22 protein-coding genes, 1 tRNA gene and 1 riboswitch are annotated in these 24013 nt (G+C 63.5%); of the genes, 16 read left to right on the top strand and 7 right to left on the bottom strand.

Annotated elements, in window-relative coordinates:
• The first annotated feature begins 25 nt into the window (after window positions 1–25).
• The 7 genes from argF to BLU67_RS06075 all read left to right on the top strand — a co-directional run bounded on the left by argF (window position 26) and on the right by BLU67_RS06075 (window position 7661).
• Complete coding sequence (gene argF / locus BLU67_RS06105) at window positions 26–1027, top strand: ornithine carbamoyltransferase (protein ID WP_092563686.1); 1002 nt, start codon at window positions 26–28, stop codon at window positions 1025–1027.
• A 4-nt stretch (window positions 1028–1031) separates the two neighbouring features.
• Window positions 1032–1961: a carbamate kinase gene (gene arcC, locus BLU67_RS06100; RefSeq protein WP_092563683.1), complete on the top strand. Its 930-nt coding sequence runs from the start codon at window positions 1032–1034 to the stop codon at window positions 1959–1961.
• A gap of 152 nt (window positions 1962–2113) precedes the next feature.
• Window positions 2114–3241 carry a serine/threonine protein kinase gene (locus tag BLU67_RS06095; RefSeq protein WP_092563680.1) on the top strand — a complete coding sequence of 376 codons (1128 nt, stop codon included), beginning with the start codon at window positions 2114–2116 and terminating at the stop codon, window positions 3239–3241.
• Between the two features lie 259 nt (window positions 3242–3500).
• A complete protein-coding gene (locus BLU67_RS06090; protein ID WP_222842397.1) occupies window positions 3501–4562 on the top strand; it encodes a DMT family transporter in 1062 nt (353 codons plus the stop codon).
• A 110-nt stretch (window positions 4563–4672) separates the two neighbouring features.
• Window positions 4673–6016, top strand: coding sequence for an MFS transporter (locus BLU67_RS06085; protein ID WP_092563674.1), 1344 nt, complete (start codon window positions 4673–4675; stop codon window positions 6014–6016).
• 43 nt (window positions 6017–6059) lie between these two features.
• Window positions 6060–6635 (top strand): TetR/AcrR family transcriptional regulator, encoded by a 576-nt coding sequence (locus BLU67_RS06080; RefSeq protein WP_092563671.1) that lies wholly within the window; start codon window positions 6060–6062, stop codon window positions 6633–6635.
• A gap of 9 nt (window positions 6636–6644) precedes the next feature.
• Window positions 6645–7661: a MauE/DoxX family redox-associated membrane protein gene (locus BLU67_RS06075; RefSeq protein WP_092563668.1), complete on the top strand. Its 1017-nt coding sequence runs from the start codon at window positions 6645–6647 to the stop codon at window positions 7659–7661.
• Here the strand turns inward: BLU67_RS06075 and BLU67_RS06070 are convergent.
• Window positions 7651–8688, bottom strand: coding sequence for an alpha/beta hydrolase (locus BLU67_RS06070; RefSeq protein WP_092563665.1), 1038 nt, complete (start codon window positions 8686–8688; stop codon window positions 7651–7653). The genes BLU67_RS06075 and BLU67_RS06070 overlap by 11 nt on opposite strands.
• Before the next feature lie 58 nt (window positions 8689–8746).
• A riboswitch (SAM riboswitch) is annotated at window positions 8747–8838 on the top strand.
• Window positions 8839–8846: 8 nt separating this feature from the next.
• On the opposite strand from BLU67_RS06070, the gene BLU67_RS06065 reads away from it, so the two are divergent.
• The 3 genes from BLU67_RS06065 to BLU67_RS06055 all read left to right on the top strand — a co-directional run bounded on the left by BLU67_RS06065 (window position 8847) and on the right by BLU67_RS06055 (window position 11586).
• A complete protein-coding gene (locus BLU67_RS06065) occupies window positions 8847–9845 on the top strand; it encodes a methionine ABC transporter ATP-binding protein (RefSeq protein WP_261977051.1) in 999 nt (332 codons plus the stop codon).
• Entirely contained in the window at window positions 9842–10597 is a 756-nt protein-coding gene (locus BLU67_RS06060) for a methionine ABC transporter permease (protein ID WP_410002421.1), read from the top strand. The genes BLU67_RS06065 and BLU67_RS06060 overlap by 4 nt, the downstream gene beginning before the upstream one ends.
• A 92-nt stretch (window positions 10598–10689) precedes the next feature.
• Window positions 10690–11586: a MetQ/NlpA family ABC transporter substrate-binding protein gene (locus BLU67_RS06055; RefSeq protein WP_092563659.1), complete on the top strand. Its 897-nt coding sequence runs from the start codon at window positions 10690–10692 to the stop codon at window positions 11584–11586.
• 60 nt (window positions 11587–11646) lie between these two features.
• Here BLU67_RS06055 and upp read toward each other — a convergent pair whose 3' ends face one another.
• A complete protein-coding gene (gene upp, locus BLU67_RS06050; RefSeq protein WP_092563656.1) occupies window positions 11647–12285 on the bottom strand; it encodes a uracil phosphoribosyltransferase in 639 nt (212 codons plus the stop codon).
• A 22-nt stretch (window positions 12286–12307) separates the two neighbouring features.
• On the opposite strand from upp, the gene BLU67_RS06045 reads away from it, so the two are divergent.
• Window positions 12308–12802, top strand: coding sequence for a nucleoside deaminase (locus BLU67_RS06045; protein ID WP_410002420.1), 495 nt, complete (start codon window positions 12308–12310; stop codon window positions 12800–12802).
• On the opposite strand, the gene BLU67_RS06040 is transcribed toward BLU67_RS06045, so the two are convergent.
• Both BLU67_RS06040 and BLU67_RS06035 read right to left on the bottom strand, forming a co-directional pair.
• Window positions 12799–14718 carry an alpha-glucosidase gene (locus tag BLU67_RS06040; protein ID WP_092563650.1) on the bottom strand — a complete coding sequence of 640 codons (1920 nt, stop codon included), beginning with the start codon at window positions 14716–14718 and terminating at the stop codon, window positions 12799–12801. The genes BLU67_RS06045 and BLU67_RS06040 overlap by 4 nt on opposite strands.
• Entirely contained in the window at window positions 14715–16088 is a 1374-nt protein-coding gene (locus tag BLU67_RS06035) for a glycoside-pentoside-hexuronide (GPH):cation symporter (RefSeq protein WP_092563647.1), read from the bottom strand. The genes BLU67_RS06040 and BLU67_RS06035 overlap by 4 nt, the downstream gene beginning before the upstream one ends.
• A gap of 90 nt (window positions 16089–16178) precedes the next feature.
• On the opposite strand from BLU67_RS06035, the gene BLU67_RS06030 reads away from it, so the two are divergent.
• Window positions 16179–16264 (top strand) — tRNA-Ser (locus BLU67_RS06030).
• A 444-nt stretch (window positions 16265–16708) separates the two neighbouring features.
• On the top strand, window positions 16709–17383 hold the full coding sequence (locus BLU67_RS06025; RefSeq protein WP_092563644.1) for a PT domain-containing protein: 675 nt from the start codon (window positions 16709–16711) through the stop codon (window positions 17381–17383).
• 67 nt (window positions 17384–17450) lie between these two features.
• Here BLU67_RS06025 and gluQRS read toward each other — a convergent pair whose 3' ends face one another.
• The gene (gene gluQRS, locus BLU67_RS06020) at window positions 17451–18407 is read right to left on the bottom strand and encodes a tRNA glutamyl-Q(34) synthetase GluQRS (protein ID WP_092563641.1); all 957 of its coding nucleotides are present in this window, start codon (window positions 18405–18407) and stop codon (window positions 17451–17453) included.
• 28 nt (window positions 18408–18435) lie between these two features.
• Here gluQRS and BLU67_RS06015 point away from each other — a divergent pair, with 28 nt between their 5' ends.
• Entirely contained in the window at window positions 18436–19776 is a 1341-nt protein-coding gene (locus BLU67_RS06015; protein ID WP_092563638.1) for a DUF2254 domain-containing protein, read from the top strand.
• Here BLU67_RS06015 and BLU67_RS06010 read toward each other — a convergent pair.
• Both BLU67_RS06010 and BLU67_RS06005 read right to left on the bottom strand, forming a co-directional pair.
• Window positions 19773–20450, bottom strand: coding sequence for an aldehyde dehydrogenase family protein (locus BLU67_RS06010; RefSeq protein WP_261977050.1), 678 nt, complete (start codon window positions 20448–20450; stop codon window positions 19773–19775). The two genes, BLU67_RS06015 and BLU67_RS06010, sit on opposite strands and share 4 nt — an antisense overlap.
• Before the next feature lie 177 nt (window positions 20451–20627).
• Complete coding sequence (locus BLU67_RS06005) at window positions 20628–21113, bottom strand: MarR family winged helix-turn-helix transcriptional regulator (protein ID WP_092563635.1); 486 nt, start codon at window positions 21111–21113, stop codon at window positions 20628–20630.
• 277 nt (window positions 21114–21390) lie between these two features.
• On the opposite strand from BLU67_RS06005, the gene dnaK reads away from it, so the two are divergent.
• Both dnaK and BLU67_RS05995 read left to right on the top strand, forming a co-directional pair.
• Window positions 21391–23250, top strand: a complete 1860-nt coding sequence (gene dnaK / locus BLU67_RS06000; protein ID WP_092563632.1) for a molecular chaperone DnaK — start codon at window positions 21391–21393, stop codon at window positions 23248–23250.
• Window positions 23251–23982: a nucleotide exchange factor GrpE gene (locus BLU67_RS05995; protein WP_261977049.1), complete on the top strand. Its 732-nt coding sequence runs from the start codon at window positions 23251–23253 to the stop codon at window positions 23980–23982.
• Window positions 23983–24013: the final 31 nt, after the last annotated feature.

Below are 24013 nucleotides of genomic sequence, written 5' to 3'. Positions count from 1 at the left end.
GCCCTACCCAGAGAAAGAACACACTATGAAGCACGCACTGCACGGCCGGCACTTCCTCAAGGAACTGGATTTCACCCCCGAAGAGTGGCTGTCGCTCCTGGAGCTCGCCGAAGAGCTCAAGGCCGCCAAGAAGGAAGGCCGAGAGGAAAAGCACCTCAAGGACAAGAACATCGCGCTCATCTTCGAAAAGACCTCCACGCGGACCCGGTGCTCCTTTGAAGTGGCTGCCTACGATCAGGGCGCGCACATTACCTACCTGGATCCGGTCTCCTCGCAGATGGGCCACAAGGAATCTGTCGCCGATACCGCTCGTGTCCTTGGCCGCTACTACGACGGCATCGAATTCCGCGGCAAGGAACAGTCCCACGTCGAGACGCTGGCCGAACTGTCCGGCGTCCCGGTGTGGAACGGCCTGACCGATGACTGGCACCCGACCCAGATGCTGTGTGACCAGCTGACGATGAAGGAACACTCGGGCAAGCCCTACAACGAGATCTCCTTCGCCTACCTCGGCGATGGCCGTAACAACATCTCCAACTCCCTGATGATCGCGGGCGTCATGCTCGGCATGGACGTGCGCATCGTCGGTCCGAAGGAGCTGTGGAACGAGCAGAAGTGGATCGACAAGGCGAACGAAATCGCCGAGAAGACCGGCGGCAAGGTCACCCACACCGACGACCCGCTCGAGGGCGTGAAGGGCTGCGACTTCCTCTACGCCGACGTGTGGGTCTCCATGGGTGAGCCCAAGGAGGTTTGGGACGAGCGCATCGCGCTGCTGAAGGACTATCAGGTCAACCAGAAGCTCATGGATGCCACCGGCAACCCGAACGCCAAGTTCCTGCACTGCCTGCCCGCCTTCCACGACCGCAATACCGTCGTCGGCGAAGACATCTACCAAAAAACGGGGCTGGAATCGATGGAGGTCTCCGACGAGGTCTTCGAAGGCCCGCAGTCGGTCGTCTTCGATCAGGCCGAAAACCGCATGCACACCATCAAGGCCGTTATGGTCGCAACCCTTGGGGAGTAGCCAGATGCGCATTGTCGTAGCACTCGGCGGAAACGCCATGCTGGAGCGGGGCCAGAAACCTGACGCCCGCATCCAGATCGATAACGTCAACACCGCCGTCGATGCCCTTGCACCCGTTGCCGAGGAACATGAACTCGTGATTACTCACGGCAATGGCCCGCAGGTCGGCGTCATCGCATTGCAGTCGGCCAACGATCCCAAGCTCTCCGAGCCTTACCCCTTCGACACGCTCGGCGCGATGACGCAGGGCATGATCGGGTACTGGCTGCAGCACGCGCTGAAGAACGCGCTGCCAGACCGCGAGGTCGTCTGCACGATCAACCAGACCCTCGTCGACGCCGATGATCCCGCCTTCGACAACCCAACGAAGTTCGTCGGCGAGGTCTACACCGAAGAGCAGGCCAAGGAATTCGAGGCCGAGCGTGGCTGGGTGATGAAGGCCGATGGGCCCTACTTCCGCCGCGTGGTGGGCTCCCCGATCCCCAAGTCGATCGTTGAGATCAAGACGATCAAGGAACTTGTGGGCGCGGGCACCACGGTCATCTGCTCCGGTGGTGGCGGTATCCCGGTGAAGCAGGATGAGTCCGGCAAGCTCGTCGGCGTTGAGGCCGTGATCGATAAGGACCGTTCCGGTGCGGTGCTCTCGGAGGAACTCGGGGCGGACATGTTCATTGTCCTGACCGACGTTCCCGCCGTCATGGAAAACTGGGGCACCCCCGAACAGCGGGAGATAAACCGCGCGACTCCAGATGAACTGCGCGAGCAAGGGTTTGCTGCCGGTTCCATGGGGCCGAAGGTTGAAGCAGCCATCCAGTTCGTCGAAGCCACCGGCGGCGTCGCTGCCATCGGCCGCCTAGCTGACGCCCAAAAGATCATCGCTGGCGAAGCCGGCACGATCATCACCCGCGACGGTACCTACCCGCGCGAAGCCTAATCCGCGGTGGGCGGAAGGGAGCAACCACTTCCGCCCACCTCCTCAAACCTCCGACCCCCACCTGGGGAACGGAACCAAGCCGACGCATGATCCTCGTGCGTCACCCAGCCTGGTGCGTAACGTAGCGCGCCAGAGAAAGAAGGAGTTACACCATGGCGAAGATCGTCAATTCATGGAACGACTTTGACCCGCTCAAGCACGTGATTGTTGGTCGTGCGGATAACTCGGTCATCCCGAATGAAGAGCCTGCCACCTCGGAGAAGGTGCCGGTGGACTCGGAAATGCGCGGCATGTGGGGACCCCGTCCTCTCGAGACCGTTGAGAAGGCTAATGCTCAGCTCGACAACCTCGCAAAGGTTCTTGAAGAGCACGGTGTCAAGGTTGACCGCCCCACGCCGCTGCAGTGGAACCAGCCTGTTATTACCCCTGATTTCCGTACTGACTCAATGATGACCTGCATGCCGCCCCGTGACGTGCTGCTCACCATTGGTTCGGAGATCATTGCCGCTCCCATGTCTTTCCGTTGCCGCTACTGGGAGTACCTGGCCTACTGGCCGCTGCTCAGCCAGTACTTCAACGAGGACCCGGAGTTCCTGTGGTCGCAGGCACCGCGCCCGCGCCTGACGGACAAGTCCTACAAGCACAACTACTACGATGAGAAGATCTCGCTGGAGGAGCGTCTCGAGCGCACCGCCAACAAGGACTTCGTGACCACTGAAGAAGAAATTCTGTTCGACGCCGCCGACGTGCTGCGCCTCGGCAAGGACCTCTTCATCCAGCATGGCCTGACCACGAACCGTAAGGCCATGGAGTGGTTCAAGCGCAAGTACCCGGATCTGCGGATCCACGCCGTGAACTTCCCCGGCGATCCCTACCCGATCCACATCGACGCGACCTTCGTGCCGCTGCGCCCGGGCCTGATCATCAACAACCCGCACCGTCGTCTGCCCGAAGAGCAGCGCAAGATCTTCGAGGCCAACGACTGGGAGATCGTCGACGCCGCGATGCCGGCTCACGAGACCCCGCCGCCGCTGTGCTACTCCTCGGTCTGGCTGTCGATGAACTGCCTCGTCCTCGACCACAAGAACGTGATCGTTGAGGCTTCGGAGCACAACCAGCTCGAGCAGATGGACAAGCTCGGCATGAACCCGATCCCCGTGCCCTTCCGCGACGCCTACGCCTTCGGCGGTGCCCTGCACTGCGCGACCGCCGACGTCTACCGCGAAGGTGGCTGCGAGGATTACTTCCCGAACCAGGTTGAGGACCCGACCCTCGTCTAGTTCGCACTCGCTAGCTGCCTAGTGGCTAGCATCCTTCCCCCCAAGGTGGTGGCGCAGGAGCATCTGCGCCACCACCGGTGGAAACGACGAACGGCTTGCAGGACTACACAACGCAGTGGTGCGTCTAGGTTCCACTGGGAGCTTGCATTTCTTTTCTCATGACTGGCTAGAGGTGGTCCAGTCATGCTGTGCAGTCACATCATCCGCTGTACTTGCTCATAGGTGAGTGAGTGCTGCCGCAACCCTGTGAAGGATCATCATGAATAACACGACAGCAGTCGCTCCTGACGGAACAGTACTTCCAACTCAGATTATGAACAAAAAGCTCGGTTTCGTCGCCATGCTCCTATCGGCCACCGGAATGGGTCTCGTAGGAACACTTGGGCGCTTAGCGACGCCAATTGATCCCGATGGAAATAGATATATCATCGGAGATTTTCTTGCTTTTGGTCGCATGACAACCGGTGCGATCGGCATGTTGTTAATTATCTTGGCGGTGAAGAAACTCCCAAAGCTCAAGGAAACTAAGCTATCTTTTACCGTTATCGCCGGTGGCCTCGCGATCGGTACGTCCCTTGCCCTGTACGTATCGTCGACGTTGATGACCTCGATCGCCAACGCTGTTTTCTTGATCTATACAGGGCCATTGTTCTCAGCAATTCTCGCCTGGATCTTTCTCAAGGAGAAGATTTCACTGAAGAATGCTGGGTTCCTAGGGCTAGTCTTCATCGGCATGCTCATGACGATTGGCATCATTAACTACACAACCGGTGCCGGGCTTGAAATCGGGTTGCAGCTCGGGTCGGACCCGGCATTCCCGAACAAGGTCATGGGTGACATCTTCGGACTCGGATCGGGAGTGTTCTACGGACTAGCGCTCTTTTTCTACCGCTATCGCGGCGACATTGATTCCGAGGTGCGTGGTTTCTGGAACTTCATCTTCGGTGCTATCGGTGCCATCGTCGTGATGATTTTCCGCATGACGACGCTGGATGACACGAACCCGCTTTCCGTGATGACGGGGACAAACTGGCTGTGGGCAGTCGTCCTGTTCTTGGTCTGCGGCCTGTTCGCTATCGGATTGCTTGTCGTCGCGGGCAAACATCTCCTCGCAGTTGAGTTGTCAACAATCGCGTACTGGGAGTGCGTTGTTGCGTTGATTCTTGGTGCCTTGATCTGGAAGGAATCACTCACCCTGATCGGCGCTATTGGAGGACTCTTGATCATCGTCGGTGGTATGGGCCCCGTTTTCGGCGAGCTATCGAAGGCTCGTAAACGGCGAAGCCAGCGCGCTGCCCCGCCGGCAGGGACACCGGTATAACAACCGGATATGACGTCGTCGGCGGCAGGAAATCGGATGGGCCTGCCGCCGACGACACTTAGCGATCTTCGATGGTGAAGATTATCATCCGAACTAGAAGGTGAAATTTCATGTCAGGCAGTGATCAGGGGGACAGAGGTGGCCGCGGTCCCACTAGCGGGGAGCAGCACCATGCCCTGCGGAAGGCAGCGACGGCAAGTTTTATTGGGAATTTCGTTGAGTGGTTTGACTACGCAACGTACGGCTATTTAGCTGTGGTTATCGGGCAGGTTTTCTTTCCCCTGGCAGACCCCGTAGCGCAGCGAATCGCAACATTCTCTATATTTGCACTGTCCTTCATCCTGCGACCAATCGGCGCGATGATGTGGGGCACCTGGGGAGATAAGTACGGGCGGCGCTGGGCATTGAGCTGGTCAATTCTCTTAATGACCGGCGCGACATTCATGATCGCACTCATCCCACCCTATGCCACAATCGGTTTAGCAGCCCCCTTGTTGCTGCTCGTATTCCGCATGATCCAGGGCTTTTCCGCCTCGGGTGAATATGCCGGCGCGGCGACCTTCCTGGCGGAATATGCGCCAACAGAAAAGCGCGGTATGTACACCTCTTTCGTACCCGCCTCTACGGCAACCGGCCTTCTCGTCGGATCCCTGTTCGTTACGGGGATGTACGGGGTTTTAACTCTTGAGCAAATTCATAGCTGGGGATGGCGCATTCCGTTCCTGTTGGCGCTCCCCCTAGGTCTCGTCGGACGCTACATCAGAACTCACTTGGAGGACTCTCCCGCGTATCGCGAAATGCAGGACCAGATCGAAAGCGGGGAAGAAGATACTGACGTGAAGGTGCCAGTCACCTATGTCTTTAAACATCACTTCCACGAACTCGCGATCGCGTTTGGTGTGGCCACTCTTAACGCTGTCGCGTTCTATCTCGTTCTGTCGTACATGCCGACGTACCTAACTGAGGAGCTTGGAATGCGGGAGACGCCTGCATTCATCGCGCAGTCGATCGCGCTCGCCGTCTACGTCGCGTCGATCTTCGGAATGGGACACCTGTCCGACATGGTTGGGCGGCGCCGGATGCTCATTTCGGCGTGCGTTGGCTTCATTGTGTTGACTGTTCCGCTGTTCTTGGTCTTGGGCACGCCTACATTCATCCCAGTGCTTGCCGTGCTGGTGGTGTTCAATATCCTGCTCACGGCAAACGATGGCACGCTTGCCACGTTCCTGGCGGAAACGTTCCCGACTAAGGTGCGGTACACGGGTTTCGCGCTCAGTTTCAATTTGGCGAACGCGATCTTTGGTGGGACCGCCGCTGCAATCTCGACGTGGCTTATCAGTGCCACCGGAAGTAAGCTGGCTCCGGCCTGGTACCTCGTGGCCGTCGCGGTGATGGCGCTCGCGGGAATGATTGCTGCCAAGGAGCGGTCGCACGAACCGCTGCGCACTGAGTAGGCTCAAGAACAGATACGTTCAACGACGAGCTGAGACGAAGACAATGACTGAGACCCCATCGACCCCGGTTGCGCGGCGCGCCCGCGGCGAACTGCGACGGATGGCGCTCGTGGAAGCGGCGGCGGCAATTATCCGCGAGGAGGGGCCCGTCGCCGTCTCTCACCGCGCCGTCGCACGAAGAGTGGGGTGCTCGCTTTCGGCGACGACGTACTACTTCTCCGGCCTCGATGAGCTCCTCACCGAGGCGGGCAAGGTCAACATCCGGATGTGGGCTCGGCGCGCCGAAAAGGTGGCCGAGGACATCGAGAAATCGGCGGCGCCCGAGACGAAGGACGAGGCAATTTCGCTCATCCTGCGCGCCTGCCTGCCGCCGACCGACAGCCTCGAAAACCACTACCTCCAGCTGCTGGAGGCCGCCCGCACCGCGCCGGTGGCAACCGCCTATGCGGCCGGGCGTGAGCAGCTCGATGACGCCATCGCGCGGGTGCTGTGCCACGTCGGGATCGACGTCTCGCCCCAGCTCATCGTCGCCGTCGTCGACGGCTCGGCCGTCTCGGCGCTGTCCGAGGGACGCGATGTGCGGCAAACGGCACGCGAGATGCTCACGCAGATCTTGTAATCTGCAAGCGTGGCCCTCACTGTTGCAACGATTCTTCTCGCCGCTGCCTTCATTGGCAGCGGCGTTGGCAAGCTGCGTCATTCGCCCGGCATCGGGCGCGATATCGCGACGTGGCGGCGGCTCGGCGTGCCGCGCGCGCTCGCGAAGCCGTGGGCGGTGCGCGCCCTGCCGATCGTGGAGCTCGTCCTTGCGATCGCGTTGCTGCTGCCCGCAGCCTTCGGCGTCGCCGCGGCCGCGGGCCTGCTCGCCCTGCTGATCATCTTCACGCTGCTCGTGACCGCGGCCGTCGCCTCGGGACGCGGCACGCCCTGCCACTGCTTTGGCGAGTCCTCGGCTCCCATGTCGTACGCGACCGTGGCTCGCAACCTCGGACTGTTGGCGCTCGCGGGCCTGGCGCTTGTCGCGCACCTGATGCGCGTCGGGCCGTGGGATTACGCCGCGGCGCACCCAGTGGGCTTTGCGGCGAGCGTCGCCGTCGCGGCGGCAGGGGCGCTGGCGGCGTGGGGCTACCTGGCCGGCGAGCGCTCCGGCGCGCGCGATGAGGGCGTGCAGGAGGCCTATCGGCAGGCCGAAGCCGAGCTTCAGGCGCGCCGCAACGACTATGTGCGCTCGGCCGTTCCCGTGCTCGATGTGCAACGTGCCGACGGCGAGATCGTCGCGCTACCCTACCTCGCGACCGAGCACGCCGTCGTCCTCGTGAACCTCACCTCGGCATGCCACGCGTGCGAGGAGGTCACCGATCGCCTCGCGCACTACCGCGAACGGCTCGATAACGTCGTCGAGGTGGTTGCGCTCGTCGCTGATGACGATGACGCGGCCGCCGAGCGCGCGGGCGCCGCCGTGACGGTCGTGCGCGATCCGGCAGGCAGGACGGCGCGGGCAATGCGCCTTGCGACGCCGAGCGCGATGCTCCTCGGCACGGATTCCTATCTCGCGGGCGGTCCCGTCGCGGGGCGGCAAGCGATCGAAGATTTCATCGAGGACGTCGCCGCGGAGCTCATCGCGGCCGGGATGCTCACGCCCTAAAGAGCGTCAGATCGGCGAAGTCGGTGATGCGCCGCAGGTAGGTCTCGCGCGCCGCGGGCCCCGAGAGCGCGAGATCGTGCTTCCCGTCCTCGATGGCGTATGTCTGGGCGTTCACGCCTACGCACATCGCGCGACCGGTCATGTCCGCAACGTCGAGCACGACGTCGCTTGTCGCCACTTCGTCGGCGGTGGGGTGGGAGTTATTGCCCGAGCGTGCGGAGTGGCAAATGAGGGTCGCGATATCGAGGTGAAGACCACGCGCGAGGCGGCGCTGGGCGGAGCACACCGAGGCGAGCGTCGCCGCCCGCATGGGGAAGCCGTCGATCGGTTTCAGCATCGGGTCGATGCCCCAGCGCCCGGAGTCATACTCGATGAGGTCATGCGTGTATGCCGGGTCGAGGGTCGCTACCTGCTGGGTCGGCGCAATGCGAGCGAGGGCAGCGACGCCGAGCGGCGCGGCGAGGCGCGTGAGGGGGTTGGCGTTGAGGCCGAACCATGGCGAATTGAGGATCAACGCGTCGGGCGCGAGCGGGTGGCGCGTGCGATCCGGCAGCCCGCGCGAGCGCGTGGGGTGCGCGGCGGGGGAGGAGAGGTAGGCGTACATGACGGCCTGCAAGCCGCCCGTGGAGTGGCCGAGGATCGCGATCTGGTCGTAGCGCTCGCGTAGCGCGCGCATCGCGAGCGCGATGTCTTCGTGCCGGATGCGCAGGTCGGGCAGGTATTCCGGCAGTGGACCCTCCTCGCTTCGCGGACCGGGCAGGAGGTTGCGGCCCTGGGCTCGCATGTCGAGCGCGAAGAATTCAAACCCGCGCTTGCGCCACGCCGTCGCGTGCTCGGTTTGGAAGAAATAGTCGGAATAGCCCGGCAGGTAGAGAATCGCTCGCTGCGCATCAGGCAGGAGTTCCGCATGGTGGACCAGCGTGGCCGTCGTCGCACGCGGCATCGAGGGGGCTTCTGTTACGCGAAATTGTCGCGAAATATAGCCGTCGAGAATGTCGGGGACGCGGGGTAGCTCGCTGAGATTCATGACTCAATTCTCACACCATGGTCGCACGCAGCGCGAAGTTTCGTTTAAGCTAGCGTCGGAACCATCCAGAGCAGCTGAGAGACCCGGCTCGATGACGCTGCAGCAACCCCCCATTACGGGCGAGGGTGCTACCGCCGGGACCGATGGAGGCACACCCGGTGATAACCCTCGAGTCAGTTGGTAAGACCTACGGCTCCGTGACAGCCCTGCACGACGTGACGTTGAGCGTCGAACGCGGCACCATTCACGGCATCGTAGGTCCTTCTGGCGCGGGAAAGTCGACGCTCGTCGGCTGCCTGACCGGGCTCGTCACCCCCACTTCGGGCCGCGTCGTCGTCGACGATGTTGAAGTATCCGCCGCCCACGCCCGCTCCCGGCGCGCGCTGCGCCGCCGTATCGGAATGGTCTTCCAGCACGTCAACCTGTTCGACCAGCGCACCGCCGCGAAGAACATCGCCTACCCGCTTCAAATCATGCGCACTCCGAAGGGCGATATCGCTAAGCGCGTAGCCGAACTCCTGGAGATCGTCGGCCTGACCGGCAGGGGAGATTCCTATCCCTCCCAGCTCTCGGGCGGGCAGAAGCAGCGCGTCGGCATTGCGCGAGCCCTTGCGACCCGGCCGCCGGTGCTCCTGGCCGATGAGCCGACCTCCGCGCTCGATACCGAGACGACGACTTCGATCCTGCAGTTGTTGCGCGAGGTGTGCGATCAGCTCGGCGTCACGATCGTCATCGTCACCCACGAGATGAGCGTCGTGCGCGAGATCTGCGACTCGGTGACGCTGCTGAGCGCCGGCGAGGTCGCGGAAACCGGCACGCTCGAGGAGATCATCTCCGATAAGACGAGCCGACTGGCACGCGCCCTGGTACCGCCGCCGTCGATCCCCGACGACGGCTACCTCGATGGCTACACCATCTTGGACGTCATGTTCACCTCCCACCCTGGCGAGCCTACGGGCGCGCGCGTGCTCTCGGCCGTTGCGAATCTCGGCGGCGATATCGCGGCCGGAACCTTCGAGACCATCGGCTCCGCGCAGGTGGGACGCCTCGCGGTATCCGTCCCGCCCGACGTCGCCGGTGAGGCGCGCGACGCGCTGTGGCGCGAAGGCCATGCGGTGCAGATCCGCCGCGAGAACGGAGTGGAGGTCGAGCTGTGAGCATTCTTGGATACGCCGCTGCCGTCAGCGCCAGCCACACCCCGGCCCTCGCCGATATCGCCACTCGGCTGCTCGCTACGGACAAGCCGACCTGGTTCGATAACCCCGCGATCTCGCGCCGGCTGTGGCCCGCGACGCTGGAGACCCTCTACATGACGGGCCTCAGCTCACTCATCACGGTCCTGCTCGGGTTGCCGCTCGGCCTGCTGCTCGTCGCCACCTCCAAGCGTGGCGTCCTCGCCAACCGGACCGTCAACTCGGTCCTCGGGGCGATCGTCAACATCGGGCGTTCGATTCCCTTCATTATCCTGATGATCGCGCTCATCCCCTTCACGCGCTTTGTCATGGGCTCGGCGATCGGGTGGACGTCAGCCGTGCTGCCCCTCGCGGTCGCGGCAATCCCATTCTTCGCGCGCCTCGTCGAAACGAGCGTCCTTGCCGTCGATCCCGGAAAGGTCGAGGCGGCCACGATGATGGGCGCCACCGGACGCCAGGTGATGTTCGGCGTGCAGGTGCGAGAAGCCCTGCCCGGAATCGTCCAGGGCATTACGGTCCTTATCATCACGATCGTGGGCTACTCCGCGATCGCGGGCGTCCTCGGCGGCGGCGGGCTTGGCACCCTCGCCTACAACTACGGCTACCAGCGCTACCAGACCGACACGATGATCTCGACCGTCGTCATCATCGTTCTCATCGTCCAGCTCGTGCAGATGATGGGCGACATGTTGAGCCGGTTGGTGGACCACCGCTAGGCACCCGCCAACCGGAGCGAACAGCTTCAGGCCAGCACCCTCACAACCCCAACCTCATGAACCTCCATTTGAGCTACCCGAAAGGACATTCCATGTCTCGCTCACGTACCACCCGCCTCTCGATTGCCGCCATCACCGCGGCGACCGCCCTCACCCTCGCCGCCTGCGGTGGCAACGGCACCACCAATTCCGCCACGACGCCAGCGTCCGGGGACACCTCCGCCGCCGCCGAGGGCGGCGCTCCCGTCAAGCTGATCGTCGGAGCCTCCCCGGTGCCGCACGCCGAGATCCTGAACTTCGTGAAGAGCGAGGGCCTGGCGGAAAAGGCCGGACTCGACCTGGAGATCGTCGAGTACACCGACTACGTCCAGCCGAACGTTGCGCTGTCCGAGGGCGACCTCGACGCCAACTACTTCCAGCACCTGCCCTACCTCGAGGCCGAGATCGCCGACAAGGGTTACGAATTCTCGCACTTCGAGGGCGTCCACATCGAGCCCTACGGCATCTACTCCGAGAAGATCAAGAACATCTCGGAGCTCGCCGATGGCGCCAAGGTCGGCATCTCCAACGACCCCTCGAACCAGGCGCGAGCGCTCGACCTGCTCGTGAAGGAAGGCGCGCTGCAGAAGATCGACAAGGACGACGTCTCGATCGTCGACTACGACGGCAACGCCGAGGCCAACCCCAAGAAGCTCGAGTTCGTCGAGACCGAGGCGCCGGCACTGCCGCGCGTCCTGCCGGATGTCGACATCGCCATCATTAACGGAAACTTCGCGCTGGAAGGCGGCCTGAAGCCCTCCGAGGATGCGATCGTCCTGGAGTCCGTGGACGGCAACCCCTACGCCAACCTCGTGGCATACCGCTCGAACGAGGAGGGCGAAAAGCTCGATGCGCTGAAGAAGCTCGACGAGATCCTGCACGGCCAGGAGGTCGCCGACTTCATCAAGAAGACCTGGCCCAACGGTGAGGTCATCTCCTCCAAGAACTAGCGCCAGCTCACGCAGCGGGCCCCGAGGACATGTCGTTGTCCTCGGGGCCCGCGCTCGTTGTTAGTCGACGATGCCGTAGAGGCGATCGCCAGCATCGCCCAGGCCCGGAACGATGTAGGCCTGCTCGTTCAGCTTCTCGTCGACCGAAGCGGTGACGATCGTGACCTCGGCGCGGTCGCCGACGGCCTTTTCGAGGTTCTTCAGGCCCTCGGGGGCGGCAAGCAGACACACGCAGGTGACGTCGCGGGCGCCGCGCTCCAGCACGAACTCGATCGCGTCAATGAGCGTGTGACCCGTCGCGAGCATCGGATCCAGCAGGTAAACCTGGCGGCCGGACAGATCCTCGGGCAACCGGTTGGCGTAGGTATCGACGAGGAGGGTTTCCTCATCGCGTTTCATCCCAAGGAAGCCCACCTCAGCGGTCGGCAGCATCCGGGTCATGCCGTCGAGCATGCCGAGTCCGGCGCGCAGGATGGGAACGACGACGGGTTTGGGCAGGGAGAGGTGAGTGCCCTTGGTGCGGGCGACCGGGGTCTCGATCTCGATGGGTTCGGTGGCGACATCGCGGGTGGCCTCGTAGGCGAGCAGCGTGACGAGTTCGTCGACGAGTAGCCGGAACGTCGCAGAGGGCGTGTCCTTCTTGCGAAGAACCGTTAATTTGTGGGCAATGAGCGGGTGGTCAGCAACGTGCAAGCGCATGTCTTAACGGTACCGTGGTTGCGTGAGTAGCGGTGATGACGCACGGACCCAACCGTGGGCCGAGATGCGCTTTGGCGACGCGATGGACGAGGCGCTCGCCCTTGCCCGGCAGGCCGGGCTGGCGGGCGATATCCCGATCGGCGCCGTCGTCATCGACGAGGCCGGACAGGTCATTGGCCGCGGCAAGAACGAGCGGGAGGCCGCAGGCGATCCGACCGCGCATGCCGAGGTGCTGGCGCTGCGTCAAGCCGCCGCGGTGCGCGGGCAGTGGCGCCTTGCCGGGTGCACGCTCGTCGTGACGATCGAGCCGTGCACGATGTGTGCGGGCGCGGCGGTTCTTGCCCGCGTTGACCGGGTCATCTTTGGCGCGTGGGAGCCCAAGACTGGTGCGTGCGGCTCCATCCGCGACGTCGTTCGAGATACGCGAGCCAACCACCGCTGCGAGGTTATCGCGGGTGTACGAGCGGCCGCCGCCGGAGCGCTCATGGCCGAATTCTTCGACGAGCGCCGAAGCTAGCGGGGCCGCAGCCGCGCAACGACGGCCTCATACGGTGCCATGGTGGCGCCGCGCGCCGGCGGGCCGAGCACAATCTCGCACGGGCCCTCGGGTATTCGGCGCGCAATGCGCCTGCCGGTCGTATTGACCTCGACGAGCCAGCGCTCCGCGCCGTCGGGCGAGGTTCGCAGCCACGCGGCATAGCCGCGCTGACCGCTGGCAAGGAACGTCACCTCACCCGTTGCGAGGGCCGGATGCTCGCGGCGCAGCGCGATGAGACGCCGGTAGACGTTGAGGACCGAGTCGGGGTTTGCTCGCTGCTCGGCAACCGAATAGCCCGGGCCCGCGACCGTTTCGGCGAGCCACGCCGCGCCCGTCGTGAAGCCGCCGCCGGTCTCCCACGCCAGCGGCGTGCGAGCGTGGTCGCGGGAGCCCGCCATGATCTGCGCCCATGCTGCCTCCTCGCTCATCCCCGCCGCGAGCAGTTCGGCGTAGCGGTTGAGTGATTCGACGTCACGCAGCTCGCCGATATCGAAAAACGGCTGGTTGACCGACCCAGTTTCTTGGCCCTGGAAGATGAAGGGCGTGCCCGGCAGCGTGAGCTGAATCGTTGCGATCGCAATGCCGACGGCATCGCGCAACACCGGATCCCGGTCGGCGCTGCCCAGCACCTTGGAGATCATGCGCGGGTTGTCGTGATTCTCGACGAACAGCGCGATCCAGTCGCTGCTCGAAACCCGCGTGAGGTAGTCGCGGTAGAACTCGATGAGATAGGCGAGGTCGTAGCGGTAGTCGTCCCACCTGATCTTGCCGGGCGGCTCCAGCACATTGAAATTGAAGACGAGGTCGAGTGCGCCTCGCTCGGCTCCGGATAGCAACCGCCCGGTCTCCACGCCAATGCCGGGGGTCTCCCCGACCATGACACCAACCTGCCCATCGGGTGAGGTGAATCCGTCCCGACGCAGTTCGGCCAGATACTCGTGCAACTTGGGGCCGTAGAAATAGTGCTCGATGCCGCGAAAGCCGATGAGCTGCCCGATGAACTCGTTACCGTCGGGCAGCCCCGGCGATTTCGAGATGTAGTTGGTGACGTCCATGCGGAAGCCGTCCACTCCTTTGGCCCGCCAGAACTGGACGATGTCAGCGATCTCCGCGCGAACCCCGGGGTTGTCCCAGTTCAAGTCGAGCTGGCCGGGCGCAAACAGGTGCAATGCCCAGCGGTCGGCTTCGGGAAGGTATCGCCAGGCCGAGCCAGAAAAGAACGACTCCCAGTTGTTCGGTGGCTGTGCACTACCGGGCCGCAGGAAGTAATACTCGCCGTATGGGCCTTCCGGGTCGGCGAGGGCGGCCTGGAACCAGTCGTGCTGGTCGGAGGTATGGTTCACGACGAGGTCCAAGATGATGCGCATGCCGCGCTCATGGCAGCCCTTGATGAGCGCCTCCATGTCGGCCATGGTCCCCATCTCGGCCATGATCGCGCGGTAGTCGCGCACGTCGTAGCCCATGTCCTCGTTAGGGGAGTCAAAGATTGGGGAGAGCCATAGGCAATCGATCCCCAGCCACGCGAGGTAATCCAGGCGCGAGTTGATGCCTCGCAGATCGCCGATGCCATCACCGTCGGAGTCTTGGAAGCTGCGCGGGTAAACCTGATAGAAGATGGCCTCCTTCCACCAGGGGGTCTCGGTAGCTGCGTGGGAAACGGCGGGCGTCGCGGTCTCGGTATTGAGCAGCGTGATGAGCGTGTCGATGAAGCCGGGCCCGATGATGCGCCCGAGGAGTTGGTCGATCTGGTTCAGCGAGACCGCCGAGATTAGCGGATTCGTCACCCACGCGCGTGAGCGGCCTAGCTGCAGCAGCACCTTGTCGATGATGTCGCGCCCGAGGGGATGAGCGTAGACGTCTTTGAGTCTCGAGTCGCGAGTGATGGGGCCGGTCATAATTCGCGCTCCTTCAGGTCGGAAACGATGCGGGCATAGGTCGGTTCATCGATGCGGTACTTGGCGCGCAGGATCAACCAGCTCGTTGCGGTCAAGACGAGCGGGAGCACCATCATCGCGATCTTGACGACGAGTATGCCGCCGGCAGTTATCGCTGCCGCCTCATCATCGGAGGACAGCGAGGCGATTCCACTGGCGAGGAGCGTCAGTCCGACGATGCCGCTCGCGAGCGCGTTCGATCCCTTATAGATGAACGGCTGCAGCGAGACCGTGATCGACTCATTGCGCCGCCCGAGCTTCCATTCGCCGTATTCGACACAATCCGCGATGAACAGCAACATGAGGAGCTGAATGAACGCCTGCCCGGAAAACAGCAGGACCCCGGCAAATCCGATCAACGCCATGGAGGGCTCGGCGACGAAGAACAGCGCGAAGCCCGCGATGCACAGCGCTGTCGCGAGGCGGTGAATCTGGCGGCGAGTAAGGAATCGAGCAATGAGCGGGAAGATCGCGAGCCCAACGATCTGGGTGATGCCAAGGACCGCCGCGAAGATTGAGTACATGTCCTCATCGCCGTAGACATAGCGGAAGTAGTAAATCCCGAGCGATGTCGTCACGAGGTAGCCCGTCATGAACGTGACCATCGCCAAGGTGACCCACAGCAGCTGGTCATTGCGAACGATGACGGAAAACAATTCCCGCAGCGGAGTCGTGGGAGGCTGCTCGATCCGGATTTCTTCCTTGGCCACCACGAGCGTGATCGTCTGGAAGGCGAGCATGATGACCGCAAGGATCACGGCGAGGGTGAACCAGCCCCGCTGTAGCGATCCCGTCCATTGCCCAAGCGCCTTGGTCAGCGGCAACACCCCGACGACGAGGGAAAAGAGCCCAATGTTCGCGCAAATTCGGGCGACGACCCCGATACGTTCGCGCTGCTTCTTATCGCGCGACAGGCTCGGCAGCATGCCGTAGTAGGAGATGTCATTGACGGTGTAGGCGATCTCCCACAGCAGGTAGACGACCGTAAAGACGAGTAGGAATGTCGTTCCTTCAAGTCCCCAGTCGGCGAACATGAGGATGGAGGCAGCCGCCCACGCCAGGGCGCCGATCGCGATCCACGGCTTGAACTTTCCCCACCGCGAGCGGGTGTTATCGACGATGATCCCCATGACAGGGTCGTTCACGGCGTCAAAGATCCGCATCACGACCATGATTGCCGTCACCGCCACCACGGCGCTCGCGGAGATGTCGAGCACTTCCGTCAGGTAGAACATGAGGTACATCGCGACGAGCGCCGCGAGCATATCGCGACCGAGGGTCCCCAGGCCGAAGCCCCACACATTGCGCGCCCCAGTGCTCCCGCCCGTCATGTCGCGAGTCTCCCACAGTGGCGCCGCGTTCGGGATCACATGCCCTGGGTTTTGTTTGGCTGGGTTAGGCCAGCTAAGATAATCCGGCAAGGTAGCGTGTCCGAGCGGCCGAAGGTGCAGCACTCGAAATGCTGTGTGGTTAACAGCCACCGTGGGTTCAAATCCCACCGCTACCGCACGAAAAATCCCCGGGATCATGGGCAAAACATGGTCCCGGGGATTGTTTTTTGGGCCGTCGCCGCCATGGGATTTCAGAAGTCTGCGGGGGTGTCCCCCAACGTGGTGTGGAGTTCTGCACTAACGCCCACGTGCGCTGGCTGCCGTACTCCGCAAAAGATGTCGGGGCGTGTAGTTGCCGGGCAAGTGCAGTTAGTTGAGTTTGAGTACGTCGCATTCGGTGTCGTATACATTTGCGCAAAAAAGCCGGATTCCTATCCCGGATCAAGAGAGCAGCCTGTGCGAGCAGGAAAAATCTCTATTTAAATCTGCCTGACCTAGTTTTCTCGGGAGGAAGATTCTTATGAAGCGCATTTTTGCGGCCGTCGGCACCGCTGCCTTGGGTGTTGGACTGTTGGCGGGTCCTGCCATGGCGGAGCCCGGTTACGACTCGGATCAGAACCATGCCTGGTATTGGGGAAAACGTTCTGGCTGAAAAAGGCTACGACGATGCCAAGTGCATCAAGCTCGAGGAGGAGTCAGATTACCTTCGGGTCCCAGAGATCAAGCAGGGTGGCGAGTGGGTGCTGCTCGTGCTGAAGTCTGCCACGGTGAACGACCAGTTCTGGAACCCCGTCATTGGCGAGAAGTACTCGCCGATCAGCGGCAAGCGCATTTCGCACGCCTTCCTGTGCACCGGCGTAGCCCCGACCGGCGAGCCGAGTGAGGAGCCCACCGAGACTCCCACCGAGCCGCCGACGGAGAAGCCGACCGATAAGCCCACTGAGGAGCCGACGGAGAAGCCGACCGATAAGCCCACTGAGGAGCCGACGGAGAAGCCGACCGATAAGCCCACTGAGGAGCCGACGGAGAAGCCGACCGATAAGCCCACTGAGGAGCCGACGGAGAAGCCGACCGATAAGCCCACTGAGGAGCCGACGGAGAAGCCGACCGATAAGCCCACCGTCGAGCCGACGCACGCTCCGGAGCCCTCGACCCCGGGCAAGCCGCCGAAGCCGACCCCGGAGCCTGAGCTGCCGGTTACCGGTGTTCCGGCGCTCGGCCTGCTGGCTGCCGCGGCCCTCGGCCTTGGCGGCGGCGGAACCGCCCTCGCGGTGCGCCGTCACCGCGCCAAGTAGACGAGCTAGCTGACTAGCGCAAAGCGGCCCCACCTCGCGCGGAGGTGGGGCCGCTTTGCTATGCAGATCAGGGGGCGGGTGCGATGAAAACGTGCGGGCCACCAGCGGCTCGCAAGGCGGTCAGCGAGCACTCGGCGACGAAGTCCTCCGCCGTGCGTACTGGCGGCAGAGACAGGCTCGTCGCACACCACTCGATCACGTCCGCGACCTCCCAGCCGGCAGCCGTGAGCTCGGGCAGCGTGACGGCACCATCGCGCTTGGCGAGGCGCGCACCCTCCTCGTTGACCACCAGGGGGACGTGCGCGTAGACCGGTTCGGTGACGCCGAGAATGGCGGCGAGGTAGGCCTGGCGGGGCGAGGATGCTAAAAGATCGTCGCCCCGGCATACCTGGTCCACACCCTGATAGGCGTCGTCGAGGACGGCCACGAGGTTATAGGCGAGGACGCCGTCGCCGCGCCGCATGACGAAATCGTCGACGACGCCCGTATAGCTCGTGGTGGCGTCCTCGGGAGCAGTGGGGCTCACCCCGACGATTTGCTCAGTGACAGTGAAGCTGCGCGTATCGGCGCGAAGCCGAATCGAGGGGCTGCGACCGGCGGCGGCCAGGCGCTCGCGGGCGCGCTCGCGCTCGGTTTCGCTGAGATCGCGGCACGTGCCGGGGTAGGAGCCGGGCGGGGTGTGCGGGGCCGTGGGCGCCGCCAGGATGTCTTTTCGTGAGCAGTAGCATTCGTAGGTGAGCGAGCGTTGCGTGAGCTCGGCGAGCGCCTGTTCGTGGGCCTCGGCCCGCGTCGATTGATACAGCTCGGGGTGCTGCCACGTGATCCCGAGCGCCGCGAGATCGGCGAGCTGGTCGGCCGCCGCCCCCTCCTTGACCCGGTCGATGTCCTCCACTCGTATAACGAAGCGGCGCCCCGAGCGCACCGCGAGGCCATAGGCGATGAGCGCGGTGCGCAGGTTTCCGATGTGGAGCCGGCCCGAGGGGGAGGGCGCGTAGCGACCGGCGGAGTGCGGGCGGGTGGTCATGATTCCAGGTTAGCGGGGACAATGGAGCATGCGCCCCTCAGAAAAGCTCCGGCAGTTGATCTCCGACACCATCTGGTTCGTGCCGCTCTTGAGCGCATTGGCAGCCGCGATCGCCGCGACGATCCTCGCGCGGGTCTACGTCCCGAGCGAGTATGTGCTCGCCCGGTACCTGTGGCCCGGGGACACCTCCGCTGCGGCGGACATGCTGAGCTTCATCGCCTCCTCCATGCTCACGGTGCTCACGACGACGATCTCGATGACGCTCATCGTGCTGCAGGTGGCCTCCGGCCAATATTCCGGTCAGCTGCTGCGCGACTTCATCCAGTCGCGTGCGGTCAGAGGTATATTCGCGGTGTTCATCGCGGTGTTCGTTTACGCGCTCCTGCTGCTGCGCTCCGTGGAGGCGGAATCGCGCAAACGGCCCCCGCAGATCGGTGTCACCGTCGCGATGCTGCTCGTCTTCATCGCGATCGGCACGTTCGTCTGGTACGTCTCGCGCGTCGTCGCGATGGTGCGCGTCGACTCCATCATTGAAACAGCGTCCCAACGCGTCGAGCGGCTATATGCCCGCCACCGCAAGCAGTGGAGCGAGCCGCATGACGTGCCCGAGATTCCCGACGACGCCCTCGCGGTGCGGGCGCAGGATTCCGGTCACGTCCGCCTCGTCGCGACGAAGCGCGCGGCGAACTGGGCGCAACAGCATGATGCCGTCGTCGTCATCGCGGTCTCGCCCGGGGATCCGCTCATCACCGGTCAGGCGGTCGCGTGGGTTTTTGGTCGGGAGGGCAAGCTCGATGAGGACACTGAGCTACCGCGCGGCGTCGTCCAGATCGATCACGAACGCGTCTCCGATGCCGACATTCGCCTCGGCATGCATCAGCTCTCCGATATCGCGGTGCGCGCACTCTCCCCCGGGACCAATGATCCGACGACGGCTGTGCATGCCGTCAATCAAGCAATCTCTGTTGCTCGTCTGGCTGCCGAGCGCCCCCTCAACCACGAGTGGGTGACCGACGAGGACGGCATCCTGCGAGCATTCGCCCCCGCGCCCAGCACGATCGACTTCCTGCAGGAGATCGTCGGACCGGTGCGGCGGTACGCGACGGCAGAGCCGCTCGTACTCGCCCAGCTGCTGCGCCTGCTCGCCGTCGTGGAAGAAGGTACGAGCGACGACGAGGTCCAGGGCATCATCGACGAGGAGCGGCGCCGGATCGTCGAATCGGCACGTGACCTGATGACGCATCCCGACGATGTGAGCTGGGTCGAGCACTTAGCGCAGCCGGGCGCGATCGAGCGGGCCTCTCGCATCACCGGCCCGCAGGATGATCTCGTCAAGTCCGAGGACGAGACGGAAGACTCGGAGTCCTAGGAGCTGATGACCTTCGGCGCAGCGACGGCCTTTAGGCCCTCGATGCCGAACTCCAGCCCGAAGCCGGAGTGCTTCACGCCGCCAAAAGGTACTCGCGGGTCGATGGCGCCGTGCTTGTTAATCCACACCGTTCCGGCTTGGATGCGGCGTGCGAGTTCTTTGCCTTTGTCCGGATCGCTCGTCCAGATGGAGGAGCCGAGGCCGACATCCAGGTCATTGGCGTAGCCGACGGCTTCGTCGATGCTGGAGTATTTGACGATCGGGAGCGCGGGACCGAACTGCTCCTCACGGACGAGCGGGTTGTCGTGATCGAGATCAGCGATGAGCGTCGTCGGGTAGAAGAAACCGACCTGCTCCGGGTCGGGATTGCCGTCGAGCAGCACACGCCCGCCCGCGGCCTTGGCGGCTGAAACGAGCGAGGCGACGATGTCGAACTGCGCCTTATTTTGCAGCGGACCAAGGACGTTCGCCTCCTCGGTGCCCACGCCCATCGGCATCGCGGACGCAACGTTTGTGTGGGCGTGGCAGACCTCGTCGTAAATGTCCTCGTGAACGTAGAGTCGCTTCAAGGCGGCGCACGTTTGCCCGGTGTTGATGAATGCGCCCCAGAACAGGCCCTCGGAGATGGCCTCGGGGTCAGCGTCGGGCAGCACGATGCCCCGGGTCGTTGCCACCCAGCTCGCCCGTGGCCGGGCCGAAAATCTCGCGCCCATCAGTGCAGCTGATGGCGGCTAGGAGTTCGTCGTAGGTAGTCATCGTTGGCGTCCCTTCGTGTGGCAGAGCACGTGATATGGCCGCCAGCCTAAGCCACGGTGCTGATGCGCGCGCTCAGTGCCGCGTGGTCGCATGCCCTAGCGCGACTGTGGCTCGGGTTCGACGTCCAGCGCTCCGAGCACGGTGGCGGTGACGTAGTCGAGTTCGCCGAGTCCGTCGGGGCCAAGGGCGTCAATAAAGACCCGCCGGACGAGTTCAACGTGGTCCGGCGCTGCCTTCACGAGGAGTTCTTCGCCCGCGGGTGTTAGGGATACGAGGACGCCGCGGCCGTCGTTGGGGCAGGTGTTTCGCGCGATAAGGCCGCGTTTTTCCATACGGGCGAGGTGATGGGAGAGGCGGGAGCGCTCCCAGACGACAGCGTCTGCGAGATCGGAGGTTCGAATGCAGCCATCGCTGGCTTCGGAGACGTGGACAAGGACCTGGAAATCTTGGATCGAGATTCCGTGCAGGACCTGGAGCTGACGTCCCTGGAGTGCGTGCAGCCGCGCGGTCATCGCGAGGTAGGCGCGCCACGACTGCTGCTCTTTGGAGGTCAGCCAATGCGGCGAAGGTGACGTGGACATATCAGAAGCGTATCGCTCATCGGGCAGAAAAACTCAACGCGGTAGCACGTTTAGCTCGCTCATCGAGCCAGCAGGTGTCCTGTGGGCCACGCCATAGGGCGGCGGGAATAATTCCTGCCTCCGCTAAGTTGAGCCTATTAGACTCAAGTTTGCCGATGTCGATTTGACAACAGTCGAGCGACTGGAAAACTTGAGTGCAGACCACTCAACTATCAGGTCGACGTGCCGGTCCGGAACCTTCGGGCCGGACCCGGCCGCGACAAAAGGAGCAGAACTTATGGGACGTGCAGTAGGTATCGACCTCGGCACCACAAACTCGGCCATCGCCACCCTCGAAGGCGGCGAGCCCACCATCATCGCGAACGCTGAAGGCGCTCGCACCACCCCGTCTGTCGTCGCGTTTTCCAAGAACGGCGATGTCCTCGTCGGCGAAATCGCCAAGCGTCAGGCGGTCACCAACGTTGATCGCACCATCTCCTCGGTCAAGCGCCACATGGGCACCGACTGGTCGGTCGATATCGACGGCAAGAAGTACACCGCCCCGGAAATCTCCGCGCGTATTCTTGGCAAGCTCAAGCACGACGCGGAAGAGTACCTCGGCGAGCCCGTGACAGAAGCCGTCATCACCGTGCCGGCCTACTTCAACGACGCAGAGCGTCAGGCGACCAAGGACGCCGGCCAGATCGCTGGCCTCAACGTCCTGCGTATCGTCAACGAGCCCACGGCCGCGGCCCTCGCCTACGGCCTGGAAAAGGGTAAGGAAGACGAACTCATCCTGGTCTTCGACCTCGGTGGCGGTACCTTCGACGTCTCGCTGCTGGAAGTCGGCAAGGACGAGGACGACTTCTCCACCATTCAGGTGCGCGCGACCAACGGCGATAACCGCCTCGGTGGTGACGACTGGGATCAGCGCATCGTCGACTGGCTCGTCGAGCAGGTCAAGACGAAGGACGGCGTGGATCTGTCCAAGGACAAGATCGCGCTGCAGCGTCTGAAGGATGCCGCGGAGCAGGCCAAGAAGGAACTGTCGACCGCGACCTCGACCGATATCTCGCTGCACTACCTCTCGATGGGCGAAGGCGGCCCGATCCACCTGGAAGAAAAGCTCACCCGAGCCCACTTCGAGGAAATGACCAAGGATCTGCTCGACCGCACCAAGACACCGTTTAACAACGTCATCAAGGACGCCGGCATCTCCGTTTCCGAAATCGACCACGTCGTCCTCGTGGGCGGCTCGACCCGTATGCCGGCCGTGACCGAAGTCGTGACCGAGCTGACCGGTGGCAAGGAGCCCAACAAGGGCGTGAACCCGGACGAGGTCGTCGCCGTCGGCGCCGCCCTGCAGGCCGGTGTCATCAAGGGCGACCGCAAGGACGTCCTGCTGATCGACGTCACCCCGCTCTCCCTCGGTATCGAGACCAAGGGCGGCGTCATGACCCGCCTCATCGAGCGCAACACGGCGATCCCGACGAAGCGCTCCGAGGTGTTCTCCACTGCGGAAGACAACCAGCCCTCCGTGCTGATCCAGGTCTACCAGGGTGAGCGCGAGTTCGCCCGGGACAACAAGCCGCTCGGCACCTTCGACCTCACCGGCATCGCCCCGGCCCCCCGCGGCGTGCCCCAGATCGAGGTGACCTTCGACATCGACGCCAACGGCATCGTCCACGTCTCCGCCAAGGATCGTGGCACGGGCAAGGAGCAGTCGATGACGATCACCGGCGGCTCCGGCATCTCCAAGGACGAGATCGACCGCATGGTGAAGGAAGCCGAATCGCACGCTGCCGAAGACAAGAAGCGCCGTGAGGAAGCCGACACCCGCAACTCCGCCGAGCAGCTCGTCTACGGCACCGAGAAGCTCCTGAAGGACAACGCGGACAAGATCCCGGCCGACGTCTCCACCTCGGTACAGACCGCCGTCGATGATCTGAAGAAGGCGCTGGAAGGCGACGACTTCGATGCCATCACCACGGCCCAGTCCAAGGTGACCGAAGAGGCGCAGAAGATCGGTCAGGCGCTCTACAACCAGGGCCAGGCCGAGCAGGCTGCGGGCGAGCAGGCCCCGGCCGGCGAGAGCCCCAACGCCGACGAGGACGTCGTTGACGCCGAGATCGTCGACGATGAGGAAGAGAAGAAGTAAGTGACGGATTTCGAGAACAACGACGAGAAGCCGATCGTGCGTGATCGTCGTCGGATCGACCCCGAAACTGGCAAGGTGCGCCAGGCTCCGGCTGAGGCCGAACCTGGCGGCCACCAGGGGGAGTCCCCGGTGACGGACGAGGTCGACGAGACTCATGCGGCGCAGGCCGCGGAGTTCACGACGGAAGATGCCGGCGCCAGCGCCGATACGCATCCCGAAGGGGACAAGTTCGGCCCCGCCTACGTGGAGGAGACCCCCGCGCAGGATGAGGCCCAGTCCAACCTCGCCGATCTCAAGGCCGAAAACGCCAAGCTGACCGACGATCTGGCCCGCTCGCGCGCCGCGCAGTACAACACCGAGCAGGAGTATGCGAACTTCGTTCGCCGCTCCCGCGAGGCGGCCTCCCAGGCCAAGGATCAGGGCGTCGCCGACGTCGTGGAAGCGCTGTTCAGCGTCCTTGACGATATTGCGCTCGCCCGCCAGCACGGTGACCTCAACGGTACCTTTGCGACGGTTGCGACCAAGCTGGAAAACACCCTGGAGCAGCACTTCAAGGTCTCCCGCTTTGGCGAAGCCGGCGAAGAGTTCGACCCAGAGGTGCACGAGGCACTCATGGCCACCCCGTCCTCCGAGGTCTCGGTCGCCACGATCGCGCAGGTCATGCAGCCCGGTTACAAGATGGGCGACAAGGTCCTTAGAGCCGCCCGAGTGGCGGTGTCCAACCCTGAGTAAATCGCAATCCCAACAACACACGTGGAGGTGA

The sequence above is a fragment of the Bowdeniella nasicola genome (assembly GCF_900107735.1).
Classification (GTDB): domain Bacteria; phylum Actinomycetota; class Actinomycetes; order Actinomycetales; family Actinomycetaceae; genus Bowdeniella; species Bowdeniella massiliensis.
The sequence above is the reverse complement of the archived record's forward strand: the minus strand, read 5'-3'. Positions and strand labels throughout refer to the sequence as shown.